This window comes from Streptococcus cuniculi (assembly GCF_004570575.1).
Classification (GTDB): domain Bacteria; phylum Bacillota; class Bacilli; order Lactobacillales; family Streptococcaceae; genus Streptococcus; species Streptococcus cuniculi_A.
Genome location: NZ_SPPD01000001.1, coordinates 174,767 through 189,600 on the forward strand (window position 1 = coordinate 174,767; position 14,834 = coordinate 189,600).

Genomic DNA, 14,834 nt, shown 5'->3' on the forward strand with positions numbered 1-14,834 from the left:
AATGACATTCCAAAATTATATAACAAGGACACCAGATGAGAGATTATCTATCTTTCTAAACTCATTATCGATTACTAATCGAACGCCAGAATACTATGTTAATTGGGCGAAAGTTGAACGAGAGACACGAAAATTTGAGATAGAATTAAATACCCTAAATTATCTAATCGGTAAAAAAGACATCTATAATGAAGCCCTGATGTTATTCACTAAACAACCAGAGTTATTAAAAGCTATTCCAAGTTTGATTGCTAGTCGAGATACAATCTTGGATATATTAAGTATTGATGATAGTGATGAAATGAGTTTTGAGAGGCTAAACTTTTCTAAGATAACTAAAGACCGAATTGTAGATTATGTTGATTTTGCAGAACAATCCGGTTTGCTTAACTTTCTCCAAAATAAAGCAAATCGCTCTCTAGTAGATTATGTTTATGGAGTTGAAGCTGGCTTGGATAGTAACGCTCGTAAAAATCGTAGCGGTACAACTATGGAGGGGATCTTAGAGCGGCATGTTGCGAAGATAGCTAAAGAACAAGGACTTGAATGGAAAGCTCAAGCAACCGCTCCATTCATTAAGTCAAATTGGAATATTGAGGTACCTGTTGATAAATCGGAGCGACGCTTTGATGTCGCTGTTTATTCTAAGGAGCGTCATAAAGTTTGGCTTATTGAAACAAATTACTATGGCGGTGGTGGAAGCAAGCTTAAGGCTGTTGCTGGTGAATTTACTGAACTTAGTCAGTTTGTTAAAAACTCAAAAGATGATGTTGAATTTGTTTGGGTAACAGACGGACAAGGTTGGAAAACTGCTCGCTTACCGCTCTCGGAAGCTTTTGGGCATATTCAAAATGTTTTTAACTTGAGTATGCTGAAAGAGGAATTTTTATATGAACTATTTAAGAAATAACTCATGATGCTATATGGCAATGAAGATTGATTTTAAAGATAAATCTTTTATTAAGGTATTTTTTAATCAAAGAGGGTATGTTCTTGATTTTTCTAATTCGACTATTATCAGTTTCACTTTTGACTCTATAGTTATCGATATTCAAGGAAAATATCAATTATCGAAAGGAAAATCTTTTGAAACATTTATAGATGAAGATCTCGATGACTTAGTCCTAAAATTATCTTTAGATTTACTTCAATACTATGAAAATCTTCCGGAATCATCATTGGAGAAAAACGACGAAAGAAATACTCGATTCGAAAGACTCAAGAAACGTCTTCTATATTATCCAGATATTGCTACTGAATATTTTTCAGAGATTACACAAAACTTGTCTTCTTACTTTGATAGTTCTTATATAGATAAGCAAATTTCAATTATGCTGAGTATGATAAAAGAATCTCCTTCAAATTCAATCGGTAAAGCAAAGGAACTGTTGGAGTTGTGTTTCAAACATATATTAGATCGAGAAAATATTGAATATAGTAACTCTGCTATAATGATTTGGTTTTAAAATAGTAAGATAAATTGTATCGGTGTTACCATTCATTTGCCTTCCATATATGGTTGCTTCATAATGTCCCATTGCTGGTATTTTCTGCAATGATTACAGGCGGCGAAGTCGTCACAGCTAGCACTTTCCGCAGTGGTGAAAACACTAAAACGATTACGTTTTAGTGTGAGAGGCTTGGCAAGAGCTAGGCTTGCCAGGAAGGAATGGAACTCCGAAGGAGGTCGCTTCCGCCTACATTACATTAAGACAAATGCTAACAAAAAATACTAAATAAATACTAAACATACTAATATTTCAACTCTTCAAAAGAAAGTATTCAAGTTATTAAATCTTGATACAAGTCATAATATTTCTGCTAAGAATAACGATGACGTAAAACGAGTTTTGAGCGGATTAAATCAAATAATAGGTGGTATAAATAACCTTCGAAATGATAAGGGAGATGGTCACGGAAAGAGGGTTGCTTTCAAAGAACTACCATCAAGATACGATACTTTAGTTGTTAATTCGTCAATAACCTTAATAAATTTTATATGGAATACTTATTCTGAGAGAAAATATAGATAAAAAAAAAACGGACAACTGCCGTTTTTAACTTCTATGAGGTGTGTGAATTTAGATGATTTTGACTACTGAACGTCAGACTCGTTTTGTACGAGTTTTTTTGATCACAGACCTCAAGTCATATGTTATAATCGGTGTCTGATTTGCTGCAAGAAGTTCTTGCAGCTTTTTGTTATTTACAAAGACATTGATAGCGGTTACAATTTGTATATAAGCAAGCAGCGCTGAGTGATGATGGAGGTGAGAAATGCTTACCCAAAGACAGATAAAATTAGTGAGAATGATGAAAGGAGAACGAAGTCCCAAGCAAGCAGCTTATTTTGCAAGTAAGCTAGGTGTTTCGGTGAGGACAATCCATAAAGAGATTCGTCATCTAGAACAGAGGGGAATCGTATTTGAAAAACGGAGAGGCGTAGGAATCTCCCTAGTGAGCTCTGAAGATTTACTGGAGGGAGTAGATGTTCATGATTGTCAAGTTACGCGCCGTATTGATATCATGCAAGACTTGTTATTTCAAAACAAGCAAACGAGCTTTAATGATTTAGCAGAGCGATACTTTGTCAGTAAAAGTTCCATCAAGCAAGATCTAGAAACGATTACCTTGATGCTACTTCGTGGAACGAGTGGCGAGCTGTTAAGTAATCACCATGGAACTCGATTGGTCTTTCCAACGACAGAGGACAAGATCACAGCATTTGTAAATTTTAACCAATATATCATTGAACAGAATGACTTTGCAAATGGGACGAAGACGCCGGATATTATCAATAGTCTGCTTCCTTATTATACTAGAGAGATGATTCAGGTTTGTTCCAATGTACTCTATACCTATGTTAGGGAAAATGTCCATGCCATCTCAGAAGTTTATATCCAGCATTGTCTAACCTTTCTAATTGCTCAAGTTTATCAACTGAGCCAAGGTGAGCATAGTGTAGGAAAAGCCTCCTTGTTTCATCAGAAGGCAGATGCCTTTTACATGGATAGTGCAGTGAGGATTCTCCATAAGATTTCTCTCAGGTTGGATGTAGAATATGCCAATGAAGATGTGGAGTATCTTTCTCAAAAATTGCTACTCTATCGCTTTGAACCCATGCCAAGGCAGTATGTAGATAGTAAGCTAGTGACGGGCTTGATTGAACGGGTCTCTCAGGCTTTACATGTCGATTTTTCAAACGATACGACTCTACTAGAACAATTGACAGTGCATATTCCACCCATGTTGTCACGCTTACGCTCGCATACCCTTGTCAAAAATCCCTTTACCGAGCAGATAAAACTGGAATGTTCGATTGTCTTCAATGTCTTATGGCTGGCTGTTTCAGATTTTAGTGAAACGATTGGTCAGGAATTTAATGAAGATGAGATTGCTTTTTTAACCATTTACTTCCAATTAGCCTTGGAAAAAATTGGAGTGAGTCGCAAAATCCTGGTGGTCTGTTCAACTGGAATTGTCACTTCTGAATTATTGATTCATCGGATCAAAAATAATCTACCATCGCTTGACAAGGTGGAGGTAGCTTCATCGATGGAGGCGGCCCAGTTGGACTTGGAAGCCTATGATATCATTCTGACAACGATTCCTTTACAGCAGAAAGCATCGCATATTTATTTCGTTTCGCCTTTAATCAGTGAGCAGGAATTATCAAAGCTTCTGAATGCTCACACGACTAGAACATCTTTCAGTTCAAAGAGAAAGCCTTCCAATTTAGCTGCCTATCTGTCAGAGAATCTTATTTTTTATCACGATCATTATCATTCTTCGGCAGAGGCCATTCAAGCCTTGAGTCATACCTTAGCAGATAGAGGCTTTGTAACAGAGGGCTTTCAACAGACCATGTTAGACCGAGAAGAATTTGGCAATACAGATTTGCCGATTGGCGTTGCGATTCCTCATGGAAAACCGCAAGAGGTACAGCAGACATTTGTTGCGATTGTAAAGAGTTCAAAAAAATTTAAATGGAAAGATTATTTTGTTGATTTGATTTTTATTATTGGGATTAGCCCCAGTGATATGTCCAAGACCAAATCAATCATCTCTGGTATTTATGAATTGATTCATACAGATGAAAGGCTGACTGCTTTGCGCCATGCGAAAAATAGAACGGAGGTTTTAAAAATTGTGTATGAAAGAGCATAGTATTCTACATGAAGAATTGATTTTTATGGATGAGGAGTTGGCAACGAAAAAAGGAGTGATTCAAGCGATTACAGTTCAGGCACATCAGCTGGGATATGTGACAGACGGAACTATATTTATGGATGCTGTGCTGGCGCGTGAAGAAGAGGTGCCGACAGCGATTGGATATGGGATTGCCATTCCTCATGGCAAAACAGATGCAGTTGCAAAACCTTTCATTGCTTTTTTAAGGACAGGAGCGCCCTTTGAGTGGACACAAGGACACGAGGAAGCGGTCCAGCTCATCTTTCTCATCGGAGTTCCTCAGACGGGAACAGAAAAATTACACTTGCGCTTTATTTCGCAAGTCAGTAAAAAATTGCTAGACGAAGACTTTCGTCATCAATTACTAAGCATTGGTAACAAAACAACTCTCTTCGAACGATTGCGTTCGATAGACATTTAGGAGGAAATAGTATGAAAGTCGTTGCTGTAACAGCCTGTCCGACAGGCATCGCCCATACTTATATGGCTCAAGAAGCAATTGAAAAAGAGTGTCGGAAGCGGGGGTATGAGGTTCAAGTGGAGACACAAGGAGGCATGGGCATTGAGCAGGAATTGGAGCAAGATCAGATTGATCAAGCAGATGTTGTGATTTTAGCCATCGCCGTTGAGATTGAAGGTCAGGATCGCTTTGATGAAAAGCGTGAGGAAGGCAAGGTGTTGCTGGTTGATCCAGGCGAAGCCATCCGTCATCCAGATCAGGTCTTAGACCAAGCAGAAGCACTATAAACACAAAAGGAGAATAACCATGGAGAAGACATTGTGGAAAGACTTGCAAAAAGCCTTTAATACTGGGGTATCGTATATGCTGCCCTCGGTTGTCGTAGGTGGGGTCTTTATTGCCCTATCCTTAGCGACCGGAAAGCCTGGTGAAGGAGGAATGGAAGTTAGCGGCCAATTCATGCAGGATTTGCTGGATTTGGGAGTGGCAGGATTTTCCATCATGATTCCGCTACTTGCAGGCTATATCGCCTATTCTATCGCAGGCAAACCTGCTCTTGCACCTGCCATGATTTTGGGTTATGTTGCCAATAATCCAATCGGTTCTGCTCAAGTTAAGACTGGTTTTTTAGGAGCGATGTTGCTAGGTGTGCTGACAGGTTACTTTGTAAAGTGGTGTAAAACCTGGAAAGTAACCCCAACCATTCGTACCTTGATGCCTATCTTAATCATCCCTATTCTAACCGTCTTTTTATTGGGAATGCTCTACATTTATGTCATTTCTGTTCCGATTGGTGCAGCGATGACATGGCTGGTCGCTACTCTAGGTGAATTGCAAGGGGGCAGTGCCATTGTACTTGGGCTCATTATTGGAGCGATGACTGCTGTTGATATGGGAGGCCCAATCAACAAGACAGCGACAGCTTTTACACTTGCTCTGATGGCAGAAGGTATCTATGCACCAAATGGCGCTCACCGAATCGCGGTTGCGATTCCTCCGCTTGCAGTTGCCATCTCAACCTTTATTGATCGGAAAAAATATACCAAAGAGGATCGGGATTTGGGGATGTCAGCCTTCTTTATGGGGCTTATCGGTATTACAGAAGGGGCGATTCCCTTTGCAGTAAAAGACATGAAACGGGTATTGCCAGCGATTATCATTGGAAGTGCTGTGGGTGGTGCCTTGGGCATGATGAACAATGTTGAAGCACTGGTACCGCACGGAGGCTTGATTATTTTGCCAGTTGTCAACGGGAAGTTGTGGTATTTCCTTGCCATGTTGATTGGAACGCTGGTATCTGTTGCAATCATCCACTTCACAAAACCAAATCTAGCGGATGAAGAAGTAAAATAAGGAGAAAACTATGTCGAAATTGTCCATTAAATCAGTCGTCGAAGGCTTGCTAGCTTTGCAAAGTCAGGGAGAATCTGCCACCTTGTTAGGGATTGGCCCTATGTCACGCAATTGTGTACAGGCAACGCTCGAATTGTCAAAAGAAGATGACTATCCGGTCATGTTTATCGCTAGCCGAAATCAGGTCGATTTGGATGAATTAGGTGGAGGCTATGTCAATGGCTGGAACCAGTTTAGCTTTGCCAAAGCAGTAGAAGAAGTGGCAGAAGAAATTGGCTATGATAATCTCTATTATCTTTGCCGAGACCATGGTGGTCCTTGGCAGCGGGATAAAGAAAGAAATGATCATTTACCAGTAGAGGAAGCCATGCGCCTAGGCCAGCAGTCCTATGTGGGAGACATTGAAGCAGGCTTTGATTTGCTGATGATTGACCCGACTAAGGATCCTTTTGAGGTTGGCAAGGTGATTCCACTTGATGTCGTATTGGATCGGACGGTTGACTTGATTGCCTTCTGTGAAGAGGAGCGTAAAAAACGCGGATTGCCAGAAATTGGCTACGAGGTTGGAACAGAAGAAACAAATGGTGGTTTGACTTCTACGGAGACCTATGAAACCTTCATTCAACGGTTGCAGGAAGAGTTAGGCAAACGCCAGTTGCCGATGCCAACCTTTATTGTCGGTCAGACAGGGACCTTGACACGTAAGACGGAACAAGTTGGCCACTTTAATTTCCAAAATGCCTATGATTTGGCACAGATGGCCAAGAAATATGGTGTTGGGTTGAAGGAGCATAATGGGGATTATCTCGATGATGTTACCTTGCTAGAGCATATCCCATCGGCGATTACCGCAACCAATGTAGCTCCTCAATATGGAACAGAGGAGACACGGGCTTATCTCAATCTAGGAAAAGTCGAAGAAATATTAGTCGAGCAAGGCTTGATTTCTGAACCGTCAACCATTCGTCAAACCCTTCTCCTACATGCCATTCAAAGTGAGCGATGGAGAAAGTGGATGATGGGAGACCAGAAAGATTTGACGGTTGAGCAAATCTTAGAAGGAGGCAATCAGGAGTTGCAAGAAGAAATCCTAGACATAGCAGGTCATTATACCTTTAATGACGTGGAAGTCAAGGAACAAATCGAGAAACTATATACCAATTTAGCAGCCTATCATATTGACGGGAAACGCTATGTCATTGACCACATTAAGCGTCCGATTCGGGATTATGCGGAGTGTTACAATCTAAAAGGGGTAACGAGCCGTATCAAAGCCTTACAAAAATAAGCGAGAGAGAAGTTGGGAGTGAGCTTCCCGACTTTTTCTGGCTTATCCGAATACGAATTATTTCCAAAAAATCAAAGTAATTCTTGACATCCTTATATATTCTGTTAGAATGGTAGATATATAACGATTAATTGAACTCGGGCTAAAAGCTCGGAAAAAAGATAGACGTCCTTGTGTCCTGGGACACATCGTCAGTCTCCTATTTTTCAAACGCCCTCGTATCTTAGTGAAAGGAGAAAAAACAATGAACAACCATGTAGTATTGATGAGTAATGTTGTAATGGTCAACAGTGTTGGAATGAACAGTTGTGTTTTTCAGAATAGCCTCCTTTCTAAGTATCAGTCTTAGTGTCTTTTTGTGGACTTGAGGGACTCGGGATGGAGCTGTTCTATCTCGGTTTTTTTTGTATGCTTTCGAGTCTTTTCGTTTTGATTTGCTATGTCGTTTACGCGTCTTGACTTGTACAAAATCAAAACGGAAAGACGATGGGATTTTAAGGAGGAGAAAATGATAGGATTGATTTTTCGCTATGTAAAGCAGCACAAGTGGCTGTATTTACTGGTTGCGATTATGCTGATTGTTTATGATGCGTGTTTGTTGATACCGACCAAGATTATTCAGGGCTTGGTGGACAAGATTGGTCAGGGGAGCTTGACGGGAGCGGGCTTGATGCAGGATATGCTGCGGTTGCTCGGAGTGACCATTTTGACCTATGTGATGGCCTACATTTGGCATTTGAAGTTGTTCCAGTCATCGGTGCAGTTTAAATTTGATATGCAGCAGCGTTCTTTTCGGAAATTGGTGGTCATGCGGACGCCATTTTATGAGAAATTTCGCTCGGGCGATGTAATGACCCGCTTTTCAACGGATGTGGAAGGCTTGATGGACATGGTGGGCTACGGGCTCATGATTGTCGTCTATGCTGGTGGGATGATTGCCTTTATCATTCCGACCATGTTTTTCATCTCTTGGCAGATTAGCCTTGTGGCCTTGATTCCGATGACTGTCTTGGTTGCAGCCATTTACTTTGTCGGTCAAAAGCAGGACAAGGCTGTTGAAGTCAACCGTGAAGCAGTCGCTGGTCTCAATGATGAGGTCTTGGAAGTGGTTGAAGGAATTCGTGTCACGCGCGCCTACAGCAAGAAAGAACGGCAGGAGCGTAAGTTTCAGGAGCGAACCCGAGCGCTTGCTCGTGGCGGCGACAATATCATGGCGTTGCAATCTTTGTACAATCCCCTAGCGACCATTTTACTGGGACTTGCGACCATAGCCATTTTAGGGATGGGAGCGATCTTTTTAGAGCGGGGACAGGTGTCACTCGGTCAGGTGATTGCCCTGCAACTCTACACGGTGTCACTCTTAGAACCCTTTTGGCTGCTGTCGGACTTTATCTTGGTCTATCAGACAGGCAAGACCTCTTTTGCGAAATTGCAGGAGTTGGTGGACACGGGTGATGATATGGAAGAAGATGGCAGGGTGTTGCTTGCTGACCTCGAGGAATTGGTTTTTGAGAATTACGATTTTTCCTATCCTCAGGCGGAGCGCAATAGTTTGACAGGCATTTCCTGGACTTTGAAGGCAGGTCAGACAGTCGGAATTGTCGGTAAGACAGGTTCTGGAAAAACGACCTTGATTCGCCAGTTTTTACGCCAATATCCAGTCGGGAGTGGCAACTTCACCCTCAATGGACAATCAATACTGGAATTTAAGCGGTCATCTATCGAACAAAAGATTGGCTATGTACCGCAGGAGCATGTTCTGTTTTCAAAAAGCGTCCGTGAAAATATCGCCCTCGGCAAGGTCAGCAGTCAACTAGAGGAGATTGTTCAAGCCATTGAAACAGCAGACTTTACCAAGGATTTGGAGCGGATGTCAGAGGGGATGGAGACCATGATTGGAGAACGCGGAGTGTCGATTTCGGGTGGACAGAAGCAACGGATTTCCATTGCTCGAGCCTTCTTACGAAATCCAGATCTGCTGATCTTAGATGACTCCCTATCAGCGGTTGATGCGAGAACTGAACGTCAGATTATTGAAAATATCCAGCGGGAGCGCAAGGGTAAGACCAATATCATCGTGACCCACCGCCTGTCTGCGGTGCATCATGCGGATTGGGTCTTGGTGCTAGAGGACGGTCGGATTGTCGAAGAAGGAACACCCGCACAACTCATCGCCCAAGAGGGTTGGTACTATGAGCAGTACCAACGCCAGCAAAGTCAGGAAGGAGATGAAGAATGAGAGTAGTCATTGTCCTATTAAAAGAAATTCGTCATGTCAAGGGCTTGTTTGGCTTTGGCGTTCTCATCTATCTTGGTGCGTCAACCTTGGTACGCCTTTCGCCGATTCTCTTGCAGCGCATCATTGACGGACCGATAACAGATTTGAGCAAGGGTTTGGCCTTTGATCAAGCAGCTTTTCTCTGGCAATTAGCAGCCTATCTGGGCTTAAACGTGATAGGTGGCCTCTTCTTTTATCTTTCAACGCGCATCTTGATGCACTGTGCCAATCGGATTGCGGAAATCTTGCGCAATCGTGCCTACGATCAAATGCAACGGCTACCCATTTCTTATTTTGATGATAAGCCAGCAGGAAAAATTGCGACACGGATTGTCAATGATACGGAAACCCTGCGCAATCAATTTTATGCGACCTTGGTCTATATTTTTAATAGCCTGATACGTCTCGTCTTTACCTATGGTATTATTTTCTATATGAATCTGATTTTAGGCTTGGTGTTACTGGCACTGTTGCCGGTATTTTATGCCTTGCAAGTCTTTTACAAAGGCTTGACGGACCAGCCCATGAAAGAGTTTTATGATGCGAGAAGTGACATCAATACCAAGGTCAATGAAACCATGAATGGAGCAAGCCTGATTCAGCTTTATGGTCAAGAAGAAGCAGTGATGCAGGATTTTGAACAGACTGCTAATAGGATGAGAGCGGCTGAAAATCGGATTATCTGGGCGCAGTCTATTGCGACTTGGAACATGACTGAGCTCATCAAGTACTTGGTGATTACCGTAGTCCTAACCATTGCAGGTCAGCGTTTCCTAGCAGGTCAGTGGCAGTTGACAGCGGGGATTCTCTTTATCTATATCAACTATACCGCAGATGTGTTTGATGCGATGGGGCGTCTAGTCCAGCAATTTCCCAATATGCTGCGTTCCTTGGAGACAGGGAAACGCTTGTTGGCCTTGTTGGAAGAGCCTGTAGAAGAAGATGGTGAGGCTGAGTTGGTCGTGACAGACGGTCGAGTGGTTTTTGACCGTGTTCACTTTGCCTATGAAGAAGGCAAGCCTATTTTGCAGGATATTTCCTTTGAGGTAGAAAAAGGTGAGACCATTGCCCTTGTTGGTCATACTGGATCAGGTAAGACCTCCATCATGAACCTCCTTTATCGCTTTTATGATCCGCAAGAAGGTGGTGTCTTTATTGATGGGCAAAATATCAGAGACTATGCGCGTGAAAGTGTCCGTAGTCACATGGGGATTGTCCTTCAAGACCCCTACCTCTTTACCGGTACTATCGCAACGAATGTCAGTATGAATGACGAGGAAATGGATCGTCAGAAGATTTTGGAATCTCTGGAAAAAGTTGGAGCGAGCGATTTACTGAGCCGACTAGAGCAGGGGATCGATGAGCCTGTAGTCGAAAAGGGAGCCGCCTTTTCAAGTGGGGAACGGCAGTTGATTGCCTTTGCTCGCACCCTCTACTCCGATCCCAAGATTTTGATTTTGGATGAAGCGACCTCGCATATTGATACAGAGACCGAGGAAATGATCCAGCACGCTATGGAAGTGGTCAAGGAGGGACGGACGACCTTTATCATTGCCCATCGGCTTTCTACGATTCAAAATGCAGACCAGATTTTGGTACTGGACAAGGGAGAAATTGTCGAGCGAGGAAACCACGAGCAACTACTAGCCTTAGGTGGTATCTATGCCCAGATGCAGGCGATTCAGCAGTCTGTGGTAGTAGTCATCAACTATCCAAATGGCGACAGTGATGAAATTCCGGCTGAGGTGATTGTAGAAGATAACCGCTCCGAAGAGGAAAAAATTCTTCAACAGACGCTGACAAGAACGACCCAGCAGGTCAAGTCTAAACGGTAAATCTTGGAGCAACTCCAGATGCCAGCGCATCTCTCGTATCAGTTCCTGCAGGTGCAACTGTAGCTTACAAAGAGCCAGTCGATACCAGCACAGTGGGTGATAAGCCAGCAGTTGTTGTCGTGACTTACGCAGACGGTAGCAAGCTGTGATCGTCAAGGTTGTTGCTAACGGTAAGGACACGAATGAGGAACAGCCTCAAGGAGGACAGCAAAAAGTTGTGCCGAAGACTACCTTGCCGAAAACAGGTAGCAGTGAGCATACGGGTACAGCCGTACTTGGAATGGGTGCCTTGGTAACAGCCCTTGGTCTTATGGGAATCAAGAAAAAAGAATCCGAATAAGGTGTCTTTCATCAATAATGCGAGAAGTTGAGTAATGCTTACTCAGCTTTTTTTGACGAGTATGACTCGTTTGCTTTCCTTAAGAATGTGGAAAAATATCTTTTTTGAAAACATTTACAAAGGGAAGTGGGAGGATTATACTAGAAATAAAACAAGTCATAAAGGAGACACTATGTCAGAAACAGTAAAAACACTCTATCGTTTTCCAGAAGGATTTTTGTGGGGGAGTTCGACTTCTGGCCCACAGAGTGAGGGGATTGTGGCTGGAGATGGTAAGACCAAAAGCAACTGGGACGCTTGGTATGAAAGGGAGCCAGAATGTTTTTTTGATCAGGTAGGTCCTGAAAAGACCTCTACTTTTTACCAGCATTTCCGAAAGGATATCCAGCTTCTGAAAGAAACAGGGCACACGGTTTTTCGGACCTCCATTCAGTGGTCACGTTTGATTGCAGACGGGACAGGCGAAGTCAATGAGCAAGCGGTTGCCTTCTACCATCAGGTCTTTAAGAGCATTGTGAATGAGGGAATCAAGCTGATTGTCAATCTCTATCATTTTGATTTACCATACGCTCTTCAGGAGCGTGGCGGCTGGGAAAACAAGGAGACGGTCTATGCCTATGAGCGCTATGCAAGGACCTGTTTTGACTTGTTTGGTGATATCGTAGACACTTGGATAACCTTCAATGAGCCGATTGTTCCTGTCGAATGTGGGTATTTGGGAGATTTTCATCTGCCAGGTGTGATCGATGCCAAGGCGGCCGCCTTGGTTGCCTATCATACGCAGTTGGCAAGTTCATTAGCTGTCAAGGCCTGTCATGAAGCGCATCCAGACCACCGGATTTGCATTGTCTTGAATTTGACTCCAGCCTATCCACGCAGTGACAGCAAAGAAGACCAAGATGCCGCACGGATTGCCGAACTGTTCCAAACCAAGAGTTTCCTAGATCCATCTGTTCTAGGTGTTTACCCGCCTGAATTGGTGGACATCTTAGAGAACCATGGCATCCTACCGTTAGCAACGCAAGAAGAATTGACCATCATCAAGGAAAACACGGTTGATTTTCTAGGGGTGAACTACTATCAACCTCTGCGTGTGCAAGCTAGAAGCAGTCAGCCAAGTGAAGACGAGCCTTTGACACCGCATTATTACTACGAGCCTTACGATATGCCTGGCAAGAAAATCAATCCGCACCGTGGCTGGGAAATCTATGAAAAAGGCATTTACGATATTGGCATGAACCTCAAGGAGCATTATGGCAATATTGAATGGCTGGTGACGGAAAATGGTATGGGAGTGGAAGGTGAGGACAAATTCCGCGAGAACGGCGTGATTCAAGATGATTATCGCATTGACTTTATCGCCGACCATTTGGTGGAGCTCCACAGGGCGATAGAAGCTGGGACTAACTGTAAGGGATATATGCTATGGACCTTTATCGATTGCTGGTCTTGGCTCAATGCCTATAAGAATCGCTATGGCCTAATTGAACTGAATCTAGGTACCCAAGAGCGGACGATCAAAAAATCAGGTCATTGGTTTAAAGAACTAAGTCAAAACAACGGTTTTGAGAGATAGGAGGCGCTATGCTAGCACTTGGATTTTCGCTCTATCCTGAGAAATACGACATCAAGCAGTCCTTGGCTTATATTGATTTACTTGCCAAGTATGGGGCTAAGCGACTTTTTATGAGCCTTTTGCAACTGTCAGACGGCATGGCAGATTGTGGCCAACTCTATCAAGACATTATTGCCTATGCGAATCGCAAGGGGATTCGAGTGATTGCAGATATCAGTCCAGCCTTTTTAGCGGCCAATGGCTGGCACGATTGTTTGGTGGAAAAATGCCGAGAATTTGGCTTAGCAGGTGTTCGTCTGGATGAGGCGTTGCCACTAGCTGAGATGGTACTCTTGACGCAGAATACGGCTGGTCTCAAAATCGAACTCAATATGAGTACGGATAAGCACTTGCTGACAGCGTTATTAGAAGCAGGGGCAGATGTGGAGAATATCATTGCCTGCCACAATTTTTATCCCCATGAATTTACAGGACTTTCGCGCAAGCATTTCTTAGACATGTCCACTTTCTATCACGAAAGAGGGATTGAGACCGCAGTTTTTCTGAGTGCAGCGACTGCAACAGAAGGCCCATGGCCTGTGACAGAAGGCCTTCCGACCTTGGAAGAAATCCGTCATGCGCCCTTGGCGGTTCAGGCTGAGGTGATGAAAGCAACAGGCTTGTTTGATACGGTCTTGATTTCCAATCAATTCATCACAGAAACAGAACTGGCAGGTCTAGTTGAGGTCTTGGAGCAAGACAGTATTGAGCTCGCCTACGAGCTTTTGGTAGAGTTGACCGCTGTAGAACAGGCTGTCCTTGATTTTCCGCATCGGTATCGGGGAGATGTATCTGACTTTGTCATTCGCTCGATCGAGCCTCGTGTGCGCTACCGGGAGGCCAGTATTCCACCACGTACGCAGTCCAAGGAGGTCACAAGAGGGACAATTGTCGTTGATAACGATGCCTACCTGCGCTACAAGGGGGAATTGCAGATTGCCCTCAAATCCTTTACCGTCAGTGAGAAAGCCAATATTGTCGCCCGACTTACACCGTGGAGCTTGCTGATTTTGGAGTATCTGCAACCGTGGCAGGACTTTCGGCTGAAAGAAGCTAGCTTAGAAACGAGTGAGAACTAGGTCTGTCCGACCTAGTTTTTTAATACTCTTCAAAAATCAAACAGCTCCTTTGTCAACTCGCCTCGGTGAGTGAAAACTCCTATTTTTGCCTTGCTCACTTCAACAGTTTGGGAATAGACTGTTGAAGGTTGGAAATAAAACGAGCGATTCTTGTGACAAACGCTCTCGTATCTTGTGGAAATCTGAATTGTGTTCGAGCTAAAAGTCACTATGAAAAAGATAGCTTGCCTTGTGTTTACGTTAAACACGGCAGCAATCTCCTATTTTCGTTAGGACTTTTTTGGACAATCTCACTACTTAATTGAACTCGAGCGAAGCACTGTGTGAAAAATAAGAAAGCGAGGTCCATTTGAAAAAGCTATCGTAACTTGGTTAAGTCATCCTTCCATGTTGGC

At 43.2% G+C, this 14,834-nt stretch carries 12 protein-coding genes and 2 pseudogenes; all 14 read left to right on the forward strand.

All coding sequences use genetic code 11. The features are described 5' to 3' along the window. Position 1 precedes the first annotated feature (1 nt). The 14 genes and pseudogenes from E4T82_RS00855 to E4T82_RS00915 all read left to right on the forward strand — a co-directional run bounded on the left by E4T82_RS00855 (position 2) and on the right by E4T82_RS00915 (position 14,439). The gene (locus tag E4T82_RS00855; protein WP_135181020.1) at positions 2-910 is read left to right on the forward strand and encodes a type II restriction endonuclease; all 909 of its coding nucleotides are present in this window, start codon (positions 2-4) and stop codon (positions 908-910) included. A gap of 13 nt (positions 911-923) precedes the next feature. Then, entirely contained in the window at positions 924-1,466 is a 543-nt protein-coding gene (locus E4T82_RS00860) for a hypothetical protein (protein WP_135181021.1), read from the forward strand. Positions 1,467-1,757: 291 nt separating this feature from the next. Beyond that, a complete protein-coding gene (locus E4T82_RS00865) occupies positions 1,758-2,033 on the forward strand; it encodes an abortive infection family protein (protein WP_280842403.1) in 276 nt (91 codons plus the stop codon). 244 nt (positions 2,034-2,277) lie between these two features. Then, entirely contained in the window at positions 2,278-4,167 is a 1,890-nt protein-coding gene (locus E4T82_RS00870; protein ID WP_135181022.1) for a BglG family transcription antiterminator, read from the forward strand. Further along, complete coding sequence (locus tag E4T82_RS00875) at positions 4,154-4,612, forward strand: PTS sugar transporter subunit IIA (RefSeq protein WP_135181023.1); 459 nt, start codon at positions 4,154-4,156, stop codon at positions 4,610-4,612. The genes E4T82_RS00870 and E4T82_RS00875 overlap by 14 nt, the downstream gene beginning before the upstream one ends. An 11-nt stretch (positions 4,613-4,623) precedes the next feature. Next, positions 4,624-4,938, forward strand: a complete 315-nt coding sequence (locus tag E4T82_RS00880) for a PTS fructose transporter subunit IIB (RefSeq protein ID WP_135181024.1) — start codon at positions 4,624-4,626, stop codon at positions 4,936-4,938. Positions 4,939-4,957: 19 nt separating this feature from the next. Further along, on the forward strand, positions 4,958-6,004 hold the full coding sequence (locus tag E4T82_RS00885; protein ID WP_135181025.1) for a PTS fructose transporter subunit IIC: 1,047 nt from the start codon (positions 4,958-4,960) through the stop codon (positions 6,002-6,004). 10 nt (positions 6,005-6,014) lie between these two features. Then, the gene (locus E4T82_RS00890) at positions 6,015-7,292 is read left to right on the forward strand and encodes a class II D-tagatose-bisphosphate aldolase non-catalytic subunit (protein WP_135181026.1); all 1,278 of its coding nucleotides are present in this window, start codon (positions 6,015-6,017) and stop codon (positions 7,290-7,292) included. 508 nt (positions 7,293-7,800) lie between these two features. Continuing rightward, the gene (locus tag E4T82_RS00895) at positions 7,801-9,531 is read left to right on the forward strand and encodes an ABC transporter ATP-binding protein (RefSeq protein ID WP_135181027.1); all 1,731 of its coding nucleotides are present in this window, start codon (positions 7,801-7,803) and stop codon (positions 9,529-9,531) included. Next, positions 9,528-11,267, forward strand: a pseudogene (locus E4T82_RS00900) (ABC transporter ATP-binding protein); the annotation flags it as partial. The gene E4T82_RS00895 and the pseudogene E4T82_RS00900, both read left to right, overlap by 4 nt. A 191-nt stretch (positions 11,268-11,458) precedes the next feature. Further along, positions 11,459-11,554: pseudogene (locus E4T82_RS12710) on the forward strand (Rib/alpha-like domain-containing protein); the annotation flags it as partial. After that, on the forward strand, positions 11,551-11,745 hold the full coding sequence (locus tag E4T82_RS12715; RefSeq protein WP_245167457.1) for an LPXTG cell wall anchor domain-containing protein: 195 nt from the start codon (positions 11,551-11,553) through the stop codon (positions 11,743-11,745). The pseudogene E4T82_RS12710 and the gene E4T82_RS12715, both read left to right, overlap by 4 nt. A 172-nt stretch (positions 11,746-11,917) precedes the next feature. Continuing rightward, positions 11,918-13,321, forward strand: coding sequence for a glycoside hydrolase family 1 protein (locus tag E4T82_RS00910; RefSeq protein WP_135181028.1), 1,404 nt, complete (start codon positions 11,918-11,920; stop codon positions 13,319-13,321). An 8-nt stretch (positions 13,322-13,329) separates the two neighbouring features. Next, the gene (locus E4T82_RS00915; protein ID WP_135181029.1) at positions 13,330-14,439 is read left to right on the forward strand and encodes a DUF871 domain-containing protein; all 1,110 of its coding nucleotides are present in this window, start codon (positions 13,330-13,332) and stop codon (positions 14,437-14,439) included. The last annotated feature ends 395 nt before the right edge of the window (positions 14,440-14,834 follow it).